This window comes from Microvirga sp. 3-52, assembly GCF_018383585.1.
GTDB lineage: Bacteria > Pseudomonadota > Alphaproteobacteria > Rhizobiales > Beijerinckiaceae > Microvirga.
The window spans coordinates 1-17,166 of record NZ_JAHAMK010000054.1 but is presented as its reverse complement, the minus strand read 5'-3'; the positions used below and the strand labels follow the sequence as shown (position 1 = coordinate 17,166).

At 60.1% G+C, this 17,166-nt stretch carries 19 protein-coding genes and 1 pseudogene; 10 read left to right on the top strand and 10 right to left on the bottom strand.

Going from position 1 to position 17,166, the window contains the following annotated elements:
- Positions 1 to 207: 207 nt before the first annotated feature.
- A complete protein-coding gene (locus KHP60_RS23710; RefSeq protein ID WP_213566745.1) occupies positions 208 to 462 on the bottom strand; it encodes a hypothetical protein in 255 nt (84 codons plus the stop codon).
- A gap of 277 nt (positions 463 to 739) precedes the next feature.
- Here KHP60_RS23710 and KHP60_RS23705 point away from each other — a divergent pair, with 277 nt between their 5' ends.
- The gene (locus KHP60_RS23705) at positions 740 to 1,567 is read left to right on the top strand and encodes a hypothetical protein (RefSeq protein WP_213566744.1); all 828 of its coding nucleotides are present in this window, start codon (positions 740 to 742) and stop codon (positions 1,565 to 1,567) included.
- Between the two features lie 278 nt (positions 1,568 to 1,845).
- Here the strand turns inward: KHP60_RS23705 and KHP60_RS23700 are convergent, their stop codons facing one another.
- Positions 1,846 to 2,877, bottom strand: a complete 1,032-nt coding sequence (locus tag KHP60_RS23700) for a MerR family transcriptional regulator (RefSeq protein WP_213566743.1) — start codon at positions 2,875 to 2,877, stop codon at positions 1,846 to 1,848.
- Between the two features lie 186 nt (positions 2,878 to 3,063).
- Between KHP60_RS23700 and KHP60_RS23695 the strand changes: the two genes are divergently transcribed.
- From KHP60_RS23695 to KHP60_RS23670, 6 genes are all read left to right on the top strand, one after another.
- Positions 3,064 to 3,648 (top strand): sigma-70 family RNA polymerase sigma factor, encoded by a 585-nt coding sequence (locus KHP60_RS23695; RefSeq protein WP_213566742.1) that lies wholly within the window; start codon positions 3,064 to 3,066, stop codon positions 3,646 to 3,648.
- Positions 3,645 to 3,881 carry a hypothetical protein gene (locus KHP60_RS23690; RefSeq protein WP_213566741.1) on the top strand — a complete coding sequence of 79 codons (237 nt, stop codon included), beginning with the start codon at positions 3,645 to 3,647 and terminating at the stop codon, positions 3,879 to 3,881. Before KHP60_RS23695 ends, KHP60_RS23690 begins: the two co-directional genes overlap by 4 nt.
- Positions 3,868 to 4,740 (top strand): protein-L-isoaspartate O-methyltransferase, encoded by an 873-nt coding sequence (locus KHP60_RS23685; protein WP_213566740.1) that lies wholly within the window; start codon positions 3,868 to 3,870, stop codon positions 4,738 to 4,740. The genes KHP60_RS23690 and KHP60_RS23685 overlap by 14 nt, the downstream gene beginning before the upstream one ends.
- Positions 4,741 to 4,821: 81 nt before the next feature.
- Entirely contained in the window at positions 4,822 to 5,838 is a 1,017-nt protein-coding gene (locus KHP60_RS23680; protein WP_249689088.1) for an LD-carboxypeptidase, read from the top strand.
- A 21-nt stretch (positions 5,839 to 5,859) separates the two neighbouring features.
- Complete coding sequence (locus KHP60_RS25940) at positions 5,860 to 6,249, top strand: nuclear transport factor 2 family protein (RefSeq protein ID WP_213566739.1); 390 nt, start codon at positions 5,860 to 5,862, stop codon at positions 6,247 to 6,249.
- A 4-nt stretch (positions 6,250 to 6,253) separates the two neighbouring features.
- On the top strand, positions 6,254 to 6,991 hold the full coding sequence (locus tag KHP60_RS23670) for a carbon-nitrogen hydrolase family protein (protein WP_213566738.1): 738 nt from the start codon (positions 6,254 to 6,256) through the stop codon (positions 6,989 to 6,991).
- 21 nt (positions 6,992 to 7,012) lie between these two features.
- Here KHP60_RS23670 and KHP60_RS23665 read toward each other — a convergent pair whose 3' ends face one another.
- Both KHP60_RS23665 and KHP60_RS25935 read right to left on the bottom strand, forming a co-directional pair.
- Complete coding sequence (locus KHP60_RS23665; protein WP_213566737.1) at positions 7,013 to 7,300, bottom strand: hypothetical protein; 288 nt, start codon at positions 7,298 to 7,300, stop codon at positions 7,013 to 7,015.
- Between the two features lie 39 nt (positions 7,301 to 7,339).
- On the bottom strand, positions 7,340 to 7,630 hold the full coding sequence (locus tag KHP60_RS25935; RefSeq protein WP_409366315.1) for a nucleotidyltransferase domain-containing protein: 291 nt from the start codon (positions 7,628 to 7,630) through the stop codon (positions 7,340 to 7,342).
- A gap of 242 nt (positions 7,631 to 7,872) precedes the next feature.
- Here KHP60_RS25935 and KHP60_RS23660 point away from each other — a divergent pair, with 242 nt between their 5' ends.
- Positions 7,873 to 8,085, top strand: a complete 213-nt coding sequence (locus tag KHP60_RS23660; protein ID WP_213566736.1) for a hypothetical protein — start codon at positions 7,873 to 7,875, stop codon at positions 8,083 to 8,085.
- Positions 8,086 to 8,263: 178 nt separating this feature from the next.
- Here the strand turns inward: KHP60_RS23660 and argH are convergent, their stop codons facing one another.
- Genes argH through KHP60_RS23635 form a run of 5 tightly spaced genes read right to left on the bottom strand, consistent with a single transcriptional unit; the run spans position 8,264 to position 14,974 of the window.
- A complete protein-coding gene (gene argH, locus KHP60_RS23655) occupies positions 8,264 to 9,817 on the bottom strand; it encodes an argininosuccinate lyase (RefSeq protein WP_249689086.1) in 1,554 nt (517 codons plus the stop codon).
- Positions 9,814 to 10,932, bottom strand: a complete 1,119-nt coding sequence (locus KHP60_RS23650; protein WP_213566735.1) for a mandelate racemase/muconate lactonizing enzyme family protein — start codon at positions 10,930 to 10,932, stop codon at positions 9,814 to 9,816. Before KHP60_RS23650 ends, argH begins: the two co-directional genes overlap by 4 nt.
- 13 nt (positions 10,933 to 10,945) lie before the next feature.
- The gene (locus KHP60_RS23645) at positions 10,946 to 12,031 is read right to left on the bottom strand and encodes an ABC transporter substrate-binding protein (protein ID WP_213566734.1); all 1,086 of its coding nucleotides are present in this window, start codon (positions 12,029 to 12,031) and stop codon (positions 10,946 to 10,948) included.
- A gap of 40 nt (positions 12,032 to 12,071) precedes the next feature.
- Positions 12,072 to 13,862: an ABC transporter permease subunit gene (locus tag KHP60_RS23640; protein ID WP_213566733.1), complete on the bottom strand. Its 1,791-nt coding sequence runs from the start codon at positions 13,860 to 13,862 to the stop codon at positions 12,072 to 12,074.
- The gene (locus KHP60_RS23635) at positions 13,859 to 14,974 is read right to left on the bottom strand and encodes an ABC transporter ATP-binding protein (RefSeq protein ID WP_249689085.1); all 1,116 of its coding nucleotides are present in this window, start codon (positions 14,972 to 14,974) and stop codon (positions 13,859 to 13,861) included. Before KHP60_RS23635 ends, KHP60_RS23640 begins: the two co-directional genes overlap by 4 nt.
- A gap of 117 nt (positions 14,975 to 15,091) precedes the next feature.
- Between KHP60_RS23635 and KHP60_RS23630 the strand changes: the two genes are divergently transcribed.
- On the top strand, positions 15,092 to 15,964 hold the full coding sequence (locus KHP60_RS23630) for a LysR family transcriptional regulator (protein ID WP_213566732.1): 873 nt from the start codon (positions 15,092 to 15,094) through the stop codon (positions 15,962 to 15,964).
- A 108-nt stretch (positions 15,965 to 16,072) separates the two neighbouring features.
- Here the strand turns inward: KHP60_RS23630 and KHP60_RS25360 are convergent.
- Positions 16,073 to 16,291: pseudogene (locus tag KHP60_RS25360) on the bottom strand (NAD-dependent dehydratase); the annotation flags it as partial.
- A 184-nt stretch (positions 16,292 to 16,475) separates the two neighbouring features.
- Between KHP60_RS25360 and KHP60_RS23625 the strand changes: the two are divergent.
- Positions 16,476 to 17,166 (top strand): transposase (locus tag KHP60_RS23625; protein ID WP_213566731.1); only part of this gene is annotated, 691 nt, incomplete at its 3' end.

Sequence of the window (17,166 nt, the reverse complement as noted above, 5' to 3'; positions counted from 1 at the left end):
TCCAGACTCTGCATGCCGACATTCAGCAGTTGCCAGCGGGATTAAGGTTCGCCTGAACGCTCGATAGCCTGTTACTCGTCGAGCCAAGTCAGAGAGGCTGCACCTTTGTCAGCCTCTCTTCTTCCATGGTCCGCAAGATCGAAAGGCAGGACGTTTCCATAAAACCCGCTTCTCGGAAATTCGGAGCCGCGAAAGTGAAGGCCTGGATCAAACCCTGAGGCGGCTGAGGCAGCCTGCTCGAGCCTTCACATCCTGGATGAAGCCGTCCAAATCCATGTGATGCACGTCGCGGTATAGCCGCCAGATTTCTTCGCCCCGCAGGTCAGTGCTCTCAAGGTCCATGAGGATCATGAAGCCCGCGAACGGATCCTGTACGATCCGTCCCAGAACACAGGCAGCGCCCATGTTGCCGGCTGCGAGCTTTCCGACCGCTCCGGCGAGGGTGTCCGAGGCTTCGAGCATGTGCCGACGCTATCGCTCCCGTCCGTCACCGTCTAGGTCCAACCTAGAACGCAACCACTCAGGTTCCATATACGACGTTCCGCGAAATTCATCACCCGATCAGATCGGGGCCAGACTGACTGTTAAGGCTATACCCTGGCAGGCAAGCGTTGGCATTGTCGTAACCATATCGCTCTAGTATTCTAGGGAACCCTCTCGGTGGCGCATGACGCGGCCACGTCCTCTTCCCGGCCTGTTCCCGGCATGATGTTGGCGGCAGCTCTCCAGGACGGCCACCATGTACGTCAATCCCACCCTCGCGCAGGGCCTTCAGGTCCTCACCGCCTCGACCGCAGACAAGGCGGCTTCCGACAAGATCAACGCGGCCTCGGCCGATCTCATCAAGACCGCCAACGGCATCTCCAACAAGACCAGCAATCCGCTCAAGCAGGCCGCCGGCACCATCGGTGGTGCCATGTTGAGCCTGAACGAGAAGAACGGCCCCCGAACCGATGAAGCCTTGCGCGAAGCCGCACGGCAAAAGGCTGTCGCGGAGGGATCCAGCTGGGGCGCCGAGCACTATGACAGCATCGAGGACATGCCCTCCTACATGCGGGAAGAGGCTGCCAAGTCATGGGCTTATCAGAATGAGCAAATGGCCAAGCTGGATACTGTCGCAGGTATGCACCACTGGAATAGCCAAGTCTCTCATCATCTGAGGGAATTCATGATGGTTGCAGACGAGATACTCAATTATTGGTCCTATGACGCCAATGGTTCAGCGAACATTCCGCCGGAAAAATTGGCTGGGATGCACCCTGTTGAGAGCGCGCGGATTCAAACCTTCGAGAAGAACCTTAAGACTGCGGTCGCGGCGATCAGTGAGAACGCCAACGTCACAGGCGACATTTTTGTGAAAAATGGAGACGGCACGTGGGGTTGGGGCGTCTTCGAGGTGCGCGACAAAGACACGGGCGCTCTTTACTTCAACCATGATGGCAACGGGAAAGTGCAGTTCCACGACAAGGGCATGGTGTTCAGCGAGTTCAAAACTGCTGGCGACAGTTGGGGTTATGAAGACAGCATGGATATGACCACCTACAAGAAGGTTTTCGGACGTTCGTGAGCTGCTAAATCATTGACATAAGCAGGTCCGGTCGACCGGACCTGCCCTGCCTTTGAGTTGCATCTCATCGCATCGATTTGGCACGATCTGACCTGAAGTGTTTCCAAGTAATCACTGGAGAGCCTCGGCTCTCCAACGAGCAGGTTAGACTAGGCGTTTACAGGAGCGGGGACGCTGGCCGGAAACTGATCTTCCGAACACTTGGAAACGACACAGGATCCAGTTCCATAAATGCGCTTCTGGGAAATTTACGGTGTCATGCTGGGTGTCACGGGCGCCTATCGGGCCACTCCAGGCCGCCATGCGACGACACCTTGCGTCCGGGCGCGCACCTCAGGCGAGGCCACACAGGTCTCGACGGCCTCGTACCCGGGCGCTCCGGGATAGGGAGCGACACGGATCGGCGGGCTGTGATTGGCCGGGCAGTAGAGAATTGTCTCGTTCAGACCCACGGCGGTCAAGTCGAGAATTGCGCATGACCGGGTGAGCAGGAAGAGCGGCCGCTTGCTGAGTCTGCGCCTTCGGAGATGGGCCATGAGGGCCTCCTGAGTGGCCTGATCCAGCCCTTGCTCCACCATGTCGACAACGAGGGCGGACGGACCATCAGCCTCCACTTCGACAAGGAGGGAGATCAACGGATCTGAGATCGTCGCTCCATCTTCGGAGAGCCAAACCAGTGTCCGATCTACCTTGGACCTGAGAACCGGATCGGCGTCGACCCTCGCTTGCGCGACAGGGCCTTTCTCCAACCGCTCCAGCCCAACGAAAACGGCACCAGGAAGTGTCTCGGCAAGGCGCTGAGCCAGCCGTGTCTTGCCGCTGCCTAGGGGGCCGGTGATGTAGGTCAGGGGCTGGATGTCGCGCAGCTCGAACCGTTCGCCACCCCACGGCCACGGCAGATCGAAGGCGATGCTAAGACCAACGGATGCGCTCAGGCCCGAGAGTTCTCCGACCGGCGGCACCTGCCCCTGAGCAAGGTCGGCCCGCAGCTTGCGAACCTTCTCGATGGCACCGGTCGTCTGACGGACCTGCTCCTCAAGCCTTTCTTGGTGTGCTGCCAGGGAGGGCTCCAGGTCCTGAGGATTGCCGCCGAGCACGCGCGCCACCTGGGCGAGGCTCAGGCCAAGGGTCCGCAAGGCTGCAATCTCGGCGGCGCGGGCCATCTCGCCAGGGCCATAGGCTCGCCACCCGGCTGCCGTGCGGATCGGGGCAACCAGACCGCGCTGCTCATAGAGCCGGAGAGCCTTGGCGGAGACGCCGAGCCGCTTGGCAGCTTCGGACGGGCTCAAGAATTGGGCGGAAGAGCTCACAACGCACCTCAGTTTTGCTGACCGCGCCTCTTATCGAGGCGGCCCCAGGGGCCAGGTCAAGGGGCGTGTTTATTCCGCACTCCCTTGCGTGCTGACGAGATGTTCGAATTATTTGCGCGCCAGTGTCCGCGCTCCCCTTTCGCGTGCGCATAGTAGGATAAGGCAGGCCAACGACTGATCCAGGACATGCAGAGCCACAACGTGAACCGCAATGAAGAGGCTGACGAGGCGACCGCCGCCATTGCCCATGCGATCCAGGCCCTGTCGGAAGGGGACCTGCTTCGCCTCAAGGCTCTCGCCCGGCTCAGAGCCCGCAGCCTGCCAGGGATCGAATGGGCGGACGTGCTCAACGAAACCATCATGCGCGCGCTCAGCGGCACGCGCCGATGGCCGCCTGGCGTGCCGATTATCAGCTTTCTGGCCTGGAGCATGCGCAGCATCTGCGACGAATTCTGGAGGAGGACGCGACGGGAGCGACGGGTCATCGTCGGCGCGGAGGGCACCAGAGCCACCTGGCCGCCCGATCAGGTCGACGAAGCACCCGACGCCGATCCCGAGCGAACGGCCGCCGCCGTCCAGATGCTGGCCGTCCTCGATGCCCTGTTCGCGGAGGATGAGATCGCCCTCAAGATCATCACTGGGCTGGAGGACGGCCTGTCAGCGGCAGAGATCCGCGTTCGATATGGCTTGTCCGAGACGGAATACGACAGCGCGCGCAAGCGCATGAGACGGACCCTGCTGCGCCATAACTTAAGAGGTTGGGAGCGATGAAGCGCCTCAGACCAGAGCAAAAGCTCGATCATGTCCTTGCCAATCTCGCTCAGGACATCGTCGACGCTGCCGATCCAGAACTCGGACAGGCAGCGTCCGGCCGGTCTCTGCGAGCCACGCTCACGGAGATCCGCACCATCGTCCAGGCCGCCATCGCGCGTTGCGAGACGCTGCCACACGCCCTTCCGAAGCACGATGACCCCAGCAAGGACCAGATCGATGACCGAGAGTGAGCTTGCAATCGTCCGGCGCGCCTATGCCAAGCAGATCATGGCGGCCGACCGGCCGGTGCTCAGCCAACAGGTGGAGGATGCCTTCGCCTCCGTTCCACGGGAGCACTTCCTGGGTCCAGGTCCCTGGCCGATCTTCCGCTTCTGGCAGAGCGGCTATATGGCCACCCCCAGCGCGGATCCGGTCTATCTCTATACCAACGACCTTGTTGGCATCGATCCGGAGCGGCATATCAACAACGGCCAACCGTCCTTGCACGCCCATCTCCTTGCCTGCGCGGCTCCTAACGAGGGCGACCACGTCGTCCATGTTGGGGCCGGCCTCGGCTACTACTCGGCGATCATGGCCGAGATGGTCGGCCCACCCGGGCACGTGACCGCGATCGAGTACGAGCCGGATCTCGCGGCCCGGGCGGAGAAGAACCTATCCGGTTACGCCAACGTCTCTGCGATCCAGGGAGATGGAGCCTCTGCTCCCTTTGGGATGGCTGACGTGATCTACGTCAATGCGGGCACGACCAAGCCCGCAGACACCTGGCTCGACCAGCTCCGGGACCGTGGCAGGCTCATCCTACCGTTGACGACGGACAAGGGCTTCCGTTCAGGTGAGCTTGGTCGGATCAGCCGCCGCGGAGCCGTCTTCCTCATCACGCGCCAGGGGCCGGACTTTCTGGCGCGCTGGGTGTCGCCTGTCCAGATCTATCCCTGCGCCGGCATGCGTGACGAGGCGTCGGAAGAGGCCCTGGTCGCGGCCTTCGAGAAGGGAGACTGGAGGCGGGTCACACGCTTGTACCGCACAGCCGATTTGCCGGAGGAGCGCTGTTGGCTCCGGTCTGAGAGCTGGAGCCTCACCTACGAGTAGCCCCTTCGCGTGAGGCATACCGCGGACCAGAATGTTGCATGCACATTCCATGAACAGGACTTGTGGAAGATGCGTTCGTCCATGGGACAGGTGTCCTCAGCCATGCCATGCTTTGGCATGGCCGAAAGCATGCATGTAGAGCTGGCAACACCAGCCCCGTTACGACCGGGCGACAAGATCCGCTTTGTGTCGCCAGCCAGCACGCCCAACCGCGAGGCCGTGGAGGCCTCAGCGGAGCTGCTGAGAAGTTGGGGCTTTGAGGTCGATTTCGGCCCCAACGCATTCCGCAAGTTGCACTATCTGGCCGGCACCGATGAAGAGCGCCTGTCCGATTTCAACCAGGCGCTCAGGGATCCAGAGGTCAGGGCTATCTTTGCGACCAGAGGCGGCAAGGGATCCTACCGCATTGCTGATCGCCTCGACTTCGAAGCAGCCAAGCGCAATCCAAAGTTCTTCGTCGGGTTCAGCGATGTCACCATTCTTCATATGGCGCTCTGGAAGAATGGGATTGGTGGAGGCATTCACGGTGCTCTGTCCAGCGATGACTGGGAAGCCCAGGGATCATCAATCGGTACTCCGTTGCGAGAGCTGCTCACCAGCAATGACGATATCGTTCTCCGATCACAAGCTGAGGAAGAGACGTTTGCTCTGACGACAGAGGGAAAAGCTGAAGGGCCGCTGGTGGGCGGCAACCTGGATAGCATCGCGACGGCCGCCGGATGGGCGCTACCGAACCTCGAAGGCTGCATTCTCTTGCTCGAGGCGGTCGACATGTATCTTGGCCAAGTCGACCGCCAGTTGACGATGCTCCGCAAGGGCGGACACTTGCGTGGTGTGGCCGGTATTGCCCTGGGGCAGTTCACGGATTTCAAACCCAGCGGTGCTTTGACGATCGTTGATCTGCTCCGTGACCACCTGGCACCCCTGAACGTGCCGATCCTTGGAGGGTTGCCGTTGGGTCACGGGAAAAGCTCTCAAAGGATCCCGCTTGGCTGCCATACGGTGCTCGATGCCAATCAGCGTGAGATAAGGGTCTTCAGGCGAGATCTCATCTCGCTGTTGGATAACCCTCAGCGTATCGCGCAGACACGCCGATAATCCGGCGAGAGGGTGAGGGACATGGATACGGACGACGTTGCTCACTTCCAAGCGCTTGAAACATCCCTCCTACGACCGGAGGTTCGTGCCTCGCGAGACGCTTTGTCAAAGCTTTTGGCGAACGACTTTGTGGAGTTCGGCAGCTCTGGTCGGATCTATGACAGAGACCAGGTGATTGACGGACTGGTTCAGGAGAGTTCTGCTCCTCCCGTAGAGCGCAAGACGCACGACTTCTCTGTGCATCGGCTCAGTGAGGTCGTTGTCCTCGTCACCTACCGCGTAAGCCGCCGAATGCCGGGTGGTGGGGAGTTCCAGACTCTTCGAAGTTCAGTCTGGCAGTTGAGAGAGGATCGATGGCAGATGGTGTTCCATCAGGGAACGCCTGCACAGGCGAGCAAGGCAGTCCCATAGCGCTATGGCTCCTCTACGTGTCGCAGCCTTCCAGCGCCGGCCGCTGTTTGATGATGTGAGTGGGGTTCTGGTCCGGCTTACTGCGGACCTAGAGTGGTGCCGCCATCAAGACGTGCAGCTCGCCCTGTTTCCCGAGTGCTATCTCCAAGGGTACGCCACGGAGCGGGAGACCATCGTTGCCCGCTCGTTGGCCTTGGACGACCATGAGATCAGGGGTGTTCTATCGGTTCTGAGGACATACTCGACCACGATCATTCTCGGCCTGATTGAGCGGCGAGGAGCATCATTCTTCAACTCGGCGCTTGTGATCCGCGAAGGGAAATTACTAGGAACTTACGCCAAGACCCGTCCGAATGAACCCGGGTTTGATGCAGGGTCGGACTATCCGGTCTTCACCACCCATGATTGGCAGTTCGGCATCAATATCTGCAACGACGCCAACTTTCCCGACGCTGCCTTGAACGTCAGCCGCCAGGGCGCGCAGCTCCTCTGTTATCCCCTGAACAACATGCTGCTCCCGAAGAACGCAACAAAGTGGCGCTCAAAGAGCGTCAGCAATCTACAGGCTCGTGCTGTCGAGACAGGCTGCTGCGTCATGTCGTCGGATGTTGTTGGTCACCACGGCAACCAGATGAGCTACGGCTGTACCTGCATCGTCAGCCCAAACGGAGATGTCGTCTCTCGTGCTCGTGAGGAAGCGGAGGCAGCAGTACAATTCGATCTGAGCCCATTTTGCCGGTGAGGCGCCGGCCACACATGCGAATTATGGAAGCCGCTGACGGAGCTCGGTCAGCCAGCCATTGTCTTCGCCATAGGCGATAAGGATAGCGTCTCTCAGCCAGGTCATTTGAGCGTTAGTCAGCCGGGGAAGCACCTTTGTGAAGTCCAGCCAGTCCTTGGGGCGGGGTGCTTTGGCTTTGTAAAAGAGCTGGATCTCCGGTGCCAGGAACGGGAAGCCCTCAGAGCTCCTGCCCCCCATCTCACCAATCGGCCTGGTGACCAGGCCATTGCGCCGAGAGCGCCAGTGGCTGTCCTCACCATCATCCAGCATCAGTTGTAGCCGCCAGGGGGCCGCCGGGTCCTCTCGACACTAGATATCAGAGACATGAGGGGGCAGAACCTCACCCTGGCGCCATGGGCGCAGAGTGCCTGGCGGATCGGCAGCCCAACAGTCCCACCCTTTTAGCGATCTCTGGATCAGAAGCTGGTCCTTGCGCAGGAGCAGAACATCGATGTCGGCATGAGGCCGGAACGGATGCCCGACAGCAAACTCGATTGCGTGACCGCCGGCGATCCACCAGGGGAACTCAGCATCCGAGAACAATGCGCCTACCTCGGTTACAGAGAGTGGCTGCCATAGAGGGTCTGAGTTCGTAGGCATATCAAGGATGTCGTCTTCTCTCATTTTATTAAGAGTCGGCAAAAATACTACTGGATACCGGGAATGTCGCATATTGGCACACCTGAGACGCTGCGCCGAGGGCAGCAATCCTCACGGAACCAGACGTTCCGAGAAGTGAATGGACTTCACTACATGACCCCAAGGAGACCTTCAGGGGCCGAATAAGAGCTGCTCTCAATGACACGAGCAGTTCTTGTTTCGGCCCTTCGACGCGGGGACACTTGCAGAGTCGTGTCGGCAGCAGCCTGGCACGCCCCTCTACTGCGCGGACCTCCCCACGGGGAGATGCAAGCCGCGTTGGCGGCAGCGGACGTGGCACGGTCCCCAAGCGGCGCGACGTTGCGGTCGCGCCGATCCAGGAGCGGGTCGGGAGTGCCGGAACGAGCCCGAATGCGGAATATCTCGTCCGCCTCAATCGTGCGCTGTTCATGTGAGGTCTCCGCAATCTCCAATGGACGATTGCGCTCGACAGGTAGCATTCCGCACTCAGGCTATCCAAGGTCGAGGCATGGAATGCCCGACCCCACGATCTGAGGGCTTGCCGAAATTGCGCATTTGGTTGGTATCGCATCGCTCACGCCGAGGTGAGGAGAGACACCGACCGTGTGACAATCACGCAGCGGCGATGAAGCGACTGACCGCGCGTTCCAGTTCATGGTCAGCTTCACGTAACTTCTTCCGCCTGTCATCGAGCCAGTTTCTTCCTTCAAGCAGGGAGATTGCCTCATCCTCTTGAAGAGCCGAAACTTGGTCCGGATGGACACTCCCGGTCGAAACACGGCTTCGTACGAAGGTCTCAACGTCGAACGCACCACAGACGGTTTCGTCATCGAGTCTTGGCGGCTGCAACTTCAGTTCAGTGGCAGCTTCGTCCAGCAGGGAGCCCGTCAGCTCGGCGGGTTGCAGGTTCGCCTTCGTTGCTATCCGGACCAGCCGAGCGACGATATTGTGCGCTTCGCGGAAGGACACATCGCGTCGCCTGACGATTTCATCTGCCAAGTCCGTTGCCGTCGACCAATTCGCAGCCGACAAATGCTTCATGCGGGCTTCATCGACACGCAGCGTCCGGATCGCAGCAGACATCAGTGCCAGGGATCCCGAGGCGGCGACGAAGGCCCGATCTAGGAGCGGAAGCTCGCGCATCACGACATCGCCCGTGCCTTCTGCCCGGAAAGTTGCGAGGGCCGTGGAAAGCCAAGTCACGGCTTCTCCGGCCGCGAACTTCACCGCTTCGAGGGCCGTGGGGTTCTTCTTCTGGGGAAAGATGCTGCTCGTGCCGCACAATTCATCCGCGGTTTCGATGAAGCCGAACTCATAGCTGGACCAGAGATGGAGATCGGTTGCCAGATCGTTGAGGGTCGACATCAAGAGAGATAAACCTGAGGCAACTTCGGCTGCATAGTAGGCCTCACGCACCAGCCTGGAATTCTTGACCAATCCATCGAACCCTAGGAGTTCGGTTGTCCGGCTGCGATCGATCGGCCAGGAGGTTCCCGATAGGCCCGCCCCCCCCAGAGGATTGAGGTTCAGGCGTGCGTACGACGCGGTCAATCTGTCGAAATCGTCTCCGAGCTTGTTGCCGAAGCCCAGGAGGTACTGCCCGAACACTCCGGGATGCGCATGCTGGAGACATGTATACCCCGGCATAATGGTTTCATGGTGCCTGCCAGCCAGGTCCTGCAGATCGGCCCGAAGCCTGCCGATGCGGTCCATTACGCCAAGGAGCTCCGAACGCTTGTACAGGCGCCGGGCAGTCGGTCCCTGATCCAATCTGCTCCGGCCGATATGCATCCGTCCCCCGGTATGCTCGCCAATGCGTGAGATCAGGTAACGCTCGATCTGAAACAGCAGGCTGCCATGCGTTGGATCCATGGGGATCCCCTCCGGACCGAGGGATTCGATCTCTCTCAAGGTTTCTAGGATGCTGCGGGTCTGCGAGTTTGTCAGGATCTCTCGCTCGCCCAGCATGACCGTATGAGCGAGATCGACCTTGATGAAATAAGAGAACTGGCGCTTTTCTCGCTCGAGATGCGGTGCCTCGAAGAAGGACAGCAGCTCCTTTGCGGGCAAGGCGTCGAGGCGTGCCTCTGGGCGGTCTCCCGCGGAAACGTGAGCGTTTTGCATATGGTGATCCGATTGCGTGTGAGAGTGGCTCGACCGGATCAAGACCAAGGCTCGATCGCGAGTCGCTCGATCGCCTCCGGATTGAGGGTCAAGCCAAGGCCTGGTCTGTCGGGAACCATGATGAAGCCATCCTTGGGCTCTGGGCGATCGAGGTAGAGTTCCGCCCAGAGTGGATCCCGATGAGGATCAGGATAGCATTCCACGTAGGTGGGATTCGAGATCCCTGCCATCATGTGCATGCTGATGTGGGGCTCGCCGACTTGGCCCATTCGGATGTCGGAGAAGGAAGCGGCACCTGCGAGCTTCACCCAGCCCGTGATGCCGCCACCGCGATTGTAGGTCACGTTGATTATGTCGACGGCTTCCGACTGGATCAGATGATAGGCATCGAAGACCGATACCTCGGATTGACCGGCTCCGATCCGCATCCCTGTCTTCCATCTCACCTCACGCAAGGCTCTCACGAAGTTGCGCGGACGGGTCGGCTCTTCGAGCCATGCGATATCATGGGGTTCAATGAGCCGAGCGAACCGCACGGCTTCATCCGCGGTCCAAGCCATGTTGGAGTCCGCAACGATCCCGAACCCGGATCCTGCTTCATCTCGTGCAATCCGAACCCGCTCGGCATCCTCCTCGATGGACAAGGCCCCGACCTTAAATTTGATCCCTGCGAGGCCCTGTTCCCGATAGTTGCGGATCTCGCGCCTGATGCCGTCCTCGTGGCGGCTTGTCTCGTAATAGCCCCCGATGCCGATCACCGGCACCCTTGCGCTCACTCCGCCGAGGAGACGCCAGACAGGCAGACCCGTGATCTGGCCCTTGAGATCCCAAAGAGCGGCGTCAACAGTCGCGATCGCCATCATGAGCGATGCACGGTCGACGTAAGCCTTGTCATGATCGAGCATCCGCTGCCACAGCCACTCACCGCGAAGCGGATCCGCGCCAACGAGCAGGTCCTTGAACGCACCGCGAACGAGGGATTTCAGATAGGAACTGTATCCGGACTCATTGCCGACGCAGACTATGCTTTCCAAGCCTTGGTCCGTCGTCACGCGGCACAGCAAGGCGGTGCGCGCCGCAAGGGTGTAGGTCCCTCCGCTGAACGCGGAGGGCAGGTCGGCCTTGATTTGGCGCAACTGGACATTCGTGATCTTCAAGTTCGAAACTCCCTCAGCCCCGCAGAAGCCACTCGTTGAATTTCTTGTCGGACTGCGCCTTATTCCTGCCCCAGAAGGCGTCATTGACCCGGGTGGTCTGCTTGAGGTTTTCAGGGAAGGTCGGCAGTTGGACCGCGATCTTCTGTTCAATGAACTTGTACGCCTCCGGATTGGACGGGCCGTTGGGCAGCTTGGTCGTGAAGGCTGCCTGCCGATCCGCGCGTGCGCAGAACTTGACGAACTGGCGGGCAAGGTCGGCCTTGGGTGCGCCCTTAGGTATGCACCAGCCGGTGGCGCTGTAGAAGCCGCCGTTCCATGTGACCGCGACCGGTGCACCTGCCTCTGCGGCGGATTGCGCCCTGGCGTTGAAGGTCGGGCAGATGTCGACCTCACCGTTTTGCAGGAGTTGGGCACTCTGCGCGGCTGAGTCCCACCAGACCTTCACTTGAGGTTTGATCTCGTCCAGCTTCTTGAACGCCCGGTCCCAACCACCGGGTGCTTCGAGGACCTTGTAGATCTCCGCGCCGCCCGGGACGCCATCTGCCCGCAAGGCGATCTCGATCATGTCGCGGGCTAGCCGTCGCATGGCCCTGCGTCCGGCGAATTTGTTCACGTCCCAGATGTCGGCGAAAGACGTCAGGGGCTCCTTGAACCTGTCTGTGCGATAGGCCAGCACGAAGGTCACAACGCTGTCCGCGAAGTAGAATTCATTCTTCATGTCGGCTGGGATCGCCGTCATTTCTGGGCCCGTCAGGTCGAGCGGCTCCACCAGCTTCGAGGCGACGAGCAGGTCAGCAACGTCCGAATTGATGCCTCCGCTCACATCCCAGTTGTAGTTGTTCGTCTCCACCTGCGCCTTGAATTCGGCGGATGGATTCGATCGCCGCACCACCGGGATGATGGTGATACCCGTCTCCTTTTTGAACGGCTCGTAGTAAGCCTCGGTCCAGGCAGTCGTATACACGCCCCCGGGGTCCGATACGGTCAACGTCTGTGCGGCTTCGCTGCGTTGCCAGATGGCAGGCATCATGATCCCGGCCGTGCCCACGGATAACGACTTGAGCATGGTCCGGCGGGTAATGCGATCCTTGACGAACATTGTATTCCCTCTCTTGTTCTGGGTTTGGAACTCAATCTGGTCAGTAGGCCTTCTTCCGGCGCCCGATCATTTCGCCACAGATGATGACGACGGTCACGAAGGCCAGGATCAGCGTCGAAACGGCGGCAAGGGTCGGGCTGACGTTCAGGAGGGCATCAGCCCACATCTGCCGAGGCAGGGTCGTCGAGGTGCCACCGCTGATGAACAGCGCGACGGTCAGCTCATCGAAGGATTTGACGAAGGAAAACAGGAAGGCTGTGATCATGCCTGTTCGGATAATTGGCAGGGTCACTCGCCTGAAGGTCGTGAGCTGGGTCGCCCCGAGGGTCCACGCCGCGTGGTCGAGGCGGATGTCGTAGTTCCTCAGCACCGCCATGATCGTCACGATGGCATAGGGGAGCGAGAAGATTGTGTGGCCGAGGATCAAGCCGAACGAGGTTCCAACCAACCCGATCCTTGCGAAGGCATAGAAGAGCGCGAGGGCGACGATGATGTGCGGCATCACCATCGGCATGAGGATGAAGGCCATCACCACGGACTTGGCGGGGATCTTCTGCCGGGACAGCGCGAATGCGGCTGGAGTTCCGATGATGACTGACAGTACCGCGGTGCACAGGCCTACCCATACGGACCGGATCATGGCCTGTTGCCAGAGCGGCGATGCGAAGAGGGTTTCATACCATTGCAGCGAGAATCCCCGTGGCGGCCACTCGAAGAACGAGCTCCCCGAGAAGGAAATCGGTACGAGGAAGAACGACGGGGCAGCCAGGAAGATGACGACGGCCATGACTGTCGCCCAGAGAATGACACGCCGCCGCTCCGTGGCCTGGACCTTGCCCCGCCCTGGGAGCCGGTCGTACAGCTCTCCTGCATAGGCACCGATCCAACCCAAGGCCGCCGTCACGCGGTATCCGAACCTGGCGCTGGCGCGGGTCAGGGATCCGCCTCTCCTAGAATTCGTGGCCTTGATGTCCCCTGTTAGGGCCGACATGCCCAGGACGAGATCGAAGACGAAGAAAACCGCGATCGACGCAACAAGGAGCAGGACAGCCACGGCACCGGCAAACCCCCAGTCGAGCATCTCATCGATCTGGATCACAATGACCTGGGCCAGCATCGTCTCGCTTGGGCTCCCCAGCAAGGTCGGGGTTACGAAGAAGCCGAGGGACGTGATGAAGACGAGAAGACCTGCTGCCGCAACGCCGGGAAGGGACAGTGGGAAGTAGATCCTCCAAAAGATATGGGATCCACGGGCGCCCAATGTCGCGGCGGCCCGGTGCAGGTTCCTGTCGATGTTCTGCATCACAGCAAGCATCGTCAGAATGGCAAGTGGCATCATGGCATGGGACATGCCGACGATCACGCTCGCGAAATTGTAGATCAACTCCAAGGGAGCATCCGTCAGCCCGAGGGTCGTCAGGATCTGGTTGAGAAGGCCCTGCCGTCCCAGGATGACGATCCATGCGAAGCTCCGGACCAGCACACTTGTCCAGAAGGGCATAAGAACCCATAGGACCAGGCTGCTCCGGGCCCGCCCGGTGGTCGTCGCAAGGAGGTAGGCAACCGGATAGCCCGCAATGAGACAGACGACGGTCGTCCAAAGGGAGATGTTGAACGTGCTTCCCAGAACCCGAAAGTAAAGGCCGCTCTCGAAAAGCCTAAGATAGTGTTCGGACGATAGCTGCCCGGTGTCGTCGATGATGCTGAGCCTGAGCAGTTGCGAAACGGGAACGAGGAAGACCGTCACGAGAAGGACGAGAGCCGGGAGTACGCCCCAGCCGCGTACCCATTGATGCAGGCGTTGGGTTAGGCCTGTCGCGGTTCCTTTCATGGCGACACCGCTGCGGCGCGCTGGATGACCACGGTGTGCTCCTGGGACCAACCGAAGCGGACTGCATCCCCGGGCTGGGCTGCGCGGTGGGGGCTTCGGGTTAGGTGCATCGCCCCTATGGGGGTTCCGTCTGACAGCCGACCATAGTACCGCGTCACCGGCCCCACCATGATGCTTTGCTCCAGGATGCCCGGAACCGCGTTGTCGCTGGTGTCGTCGTTGGCAAGCAGCCGGATGTGCTCTGGACGTATCATCACATCCACGGCCTGGCCCACCTTGAGGGAGCCTAGGGCATCGGCCTTGACGCGAGCATCGCCTGGCCCTTTTAGGCAGACGTTCGAGCCGACGTTGGAGACCGTGGCCTTGAAGATGTTGGAGCCTCCCAGGAAGTCTGCTGCGAAGACGCTGACAGGGCGGAAATATAGGTCGGCGGGAGTGCCCAGTTGCTCGATGCGACCATTGTTCATCAGGCATATGCGATCAGACATCGCCATCGCCTCTTCCTGGTCGTGGGTCACGTACAGGATCGTTGCGCCCAGCTCGGTATGTAGGCGCTTGATCTCGAGCTGCATGTGATCACGGAGCTTCTTGTCCAGCGCCCCGAGGGGTTCGTCCATGAGAATGATGGAGGGCTCGTAGACCGCACAGCGGGCGAGGGCGATCCGCTGCTGTTGACCGCCAGAGAGCTCACGCGGCAGTCGCCCGGCAACTTGGGGCAGGCGTACGATCTCGAGAATACGCTCGACCTTCTCCCGGATGGTGGCTTCGGACATGCGCCGCATGCGAAGGGGAAACGCTATGTTCTCGTAGACGGTCAGATGCGGGAACAAAGCATAGTTCTGGAACACCATCCCGATATCGCGCTTGAAGACGGGTTCGAACGTGGCGTCCTTTCCGTCGATCCAGACCTCGCCGGCATCCGCGACGATGAGGCCGGCCAGCATCATGAGAAGGGTGGTCTTGCCGGAGCCTGAAGGTCCGAGAAGGGTCAGGAACTCCCCTGCTGGCACCGTGAGTGAGGTATCGCGAAGCGCATGAACCTCGCCATAGCTTTTTCTCAACCCAGTCAATCTGACCTTCATGCGATCCGGATGCAGAGACGCCAATGCCATGTTCCCGTATTTTCGTTTCGTACGAAGCCTCTCGAACGAAACTATTGAAGGTTGTCATCATTTGTCCAATTGATTTAACTTTGGGAGTTCGATTAAAATTTCTAATGAGAGGCTGACATGGAGCTCAAGCAGCTTGAGGCATTCGTATCCATTGCGACATTGCGAAACTTCAGTGCAGCGGCGAACAGGCTCAACATCACCCAGCCGGCGATCTCGCTCAGGCTGAATGCTCTTGAACAGGAGCTCGGCACATCACTTTTCGATCGGTCGGGGAGCAAAATCCAGTTGACGGGCACAGGCCTCGAGCTACTGCATTACGCGGAACAGATCATCGACATGTCCTACCGCCTAAAAGCGACAGCCCTCGGTGAAACTCGCTCTCACCAGAAGGTCCGCATCGGCACGACTGATACGATCGCCAACTCATGGCTGTCGGAGCTGGTCACAGAAATCATCACCGAGCTCCAGCACGTGACCTTCGAGATCATCACGGACACCACCCGCAGTCTGAGGGAGCGGCTCCTCTCCGGTGAGATCGATGTGGCCTTCCTCATGGGTCCGGTTCACGAGAAGGGCATAAGGAACCTACCCTTGAAGACTTATGAGAGTGCTTGGGTTGCTGGTGAGGGGATCAAGCTCCCGAAGGGCATCCTCACCCTCGACCAGATCGCTCCGTTCCCGATCATCACTTATGCGCGGGACTCTGCAACCTATACCACGATCGAGGAGCTTTTCCGGATGAGTGGCCTTTGGCCAGTGAGGCTCAACTCGTGCAGTTCGACGGAGGTGATGATCCGTACCTTGGTTGCAAGCAATGCGATCGGAGTGATCAGCACGGCCTGTCTCGTCTCGGATCGAGGCCTGAAGAGGCTCAGGTGCGAGGTGAAGCTTCCCGACTATGAATTCTACGCCGCGTATCATCTGGACTCGGTAGGCCGAGTCGGAATGGCAGTTGCAGAACGTGCGCAGAAGCTATGCCAGAGCTTCTGAGGTGGGGAACTCAGCTCTGGAATGGTAGGGGTTGACCCGCAGTGAACCTTCAATGTTGCCTTTCCTTCCGGTGGGTCATCAGATTTTCGAGACGGCGCCCTCTCACGATCAGGGGATCCGCCGGTCACTTCGGAGTTCTGCAAACAGGTCAAAGAAGGCATCATCGGTTGCCTGATACCCGGTAAAGCCGGGACGTCGGCTCTTCGACATGTCGGTCACGATCTCGATCGTCCGGCCAGGATTGGCATCCGTGTACCAAGGGGACGCGAGACGGCCAAGCTCCGGCTCGACCACCGAGCGCTCCCGCTCGGCAATGTGGCGCCAAATGCGTGTACTCCGAAGGTCGCCTAATGGCACTCCTGAGACAAAAGCTCTTGGTCCGCTTCGACCCTCAAGTGCCGACGTTCGTTGGGAAGGTTGGAACGTGAATTTCTGACCCTGGGTGTATCAAAACGCGGTCGGNTCAAAACGCGGTCGGTGGTAGGATTGCCTGCTCTGTTTGGGGGATCCGATGAGACGCTTTGTTGAAGGCGTGGATCGCAGCCAGACCACCCTGTTTCCCGAAAGCCTGGACGACTGGGTTGATGAGGACAACCCGGTGCGTGTCATTGATGCTTTCGTCGATGCGCTCGATCTGAGGGCGCTTGGCTTTGATGGTATCGTGCCCGAAGCCACAGGGCGCCCCTCCTACCATCCTGCGGTTCTGCTCAAGCTGTACATTTACGGCTATCTCAACCGGGTGCAGTCCAGCCGGCGCTTGGAGCGCGAGGCCGGTCGCAATGTTGAGCTGATGTGGCTGACCGGCCGGCTGGCTCCCGATCACAAGACCATCGCCAACTTCCGCAAGGACAGCGGCCGGGCCATCCGTCAGGTCTGCGCCCAGTTCGTCACCCTCTGCCGCAGGCTGGGGCTGTTGAACACCGCCAGCGTGGCCATCGACGGCTCCAAGTTCAAGGCCGTCAACAATCGCGATCGCAACTTCACGCGAGCCAAGGTCGAGCGCCGCCGGGCCCAAATCGAGGAGAGTGTAGCGCGTTATCTCCAGCAGCTCGATACGGCCGACCGGCATGAACGAACAGACGCGCTGGCGGCCAGGACCACCCGGCTCAAAGAGAAGATTGCCCGGCTCGAGCAGGAGATGCAGCGTCTGGCCGAGGTGGAAGCCCAGATGCTGGCCTCGCCCGACCAGCAGATCTCACTCA